The organism is Bradyrhizobium genosp. SA-3 (assembly GCF_004212635.1).
Lineage (GTDB): Bacteria > Pseudomonadota > Alphaproteobacteria > Rhizobiales > Xanthobacteraceae > Bradyrhizobium.
In genome coordinates this window covers 1-395 of sequence record NZ_PSRT01000360.1, presented here as the reverse complement: position 1 = coordinate 395, position 395 = coordinate 1, and the positions used below count along the sequence as shown (strand labels likewise).

Here is a 395-nt window from a genome sequence, read left to right as displayed (position 1 = left end):
ATTTCCAATATAGAGCGCGTTCTCGGGGCGCCCGCCCTGATACACATACACCGGCAGATAGCGGCTGACGCCGATTGCCTCCATCGCGTCGAAAAAGAAGAAGCGGTAGCCGCCGAGCAGGTACTGAACGTTGTGGCGGGACGTGACGACCAGCGCGTCGAGCCCCGCCTCCTGCATCAGCCGGTCGAGCTTCTTGGTATCGAACGGTGCGCGCGCTGTGATTTTCCTGTCCGCTACATTCATGCCCTTGCTCCAATCATGCTTGCTGGGTCGTTACGTGCTCGCGCACCTGCAGCGTTTCGCGCGGTGCTACGGCTGGGTCACCGTTCTCCAGCGCCAGCGGCTTGCCATGGGTTTCGACGCCCAGCAGGCTGAAGGCGAGCCCGATCGCGAGA

1 protein-coding gene is annotated in these 395 nt (G+C 62.3%); it reads right to left on the bottom strand.

Annotated elements, in window-relative coordinates; all coding sequences use genetic code 11:
* The coding region (locus CWO91_RS42470; RefSeq protein WP_208753162.1) for an aminopeptidase P family N-terminal domain-containing protein at positions 1-243 on the bottom strand (243 nt) is incomplete at its 3' end.
* Positions 244-395: the final 152 nt, after the last annotated feature.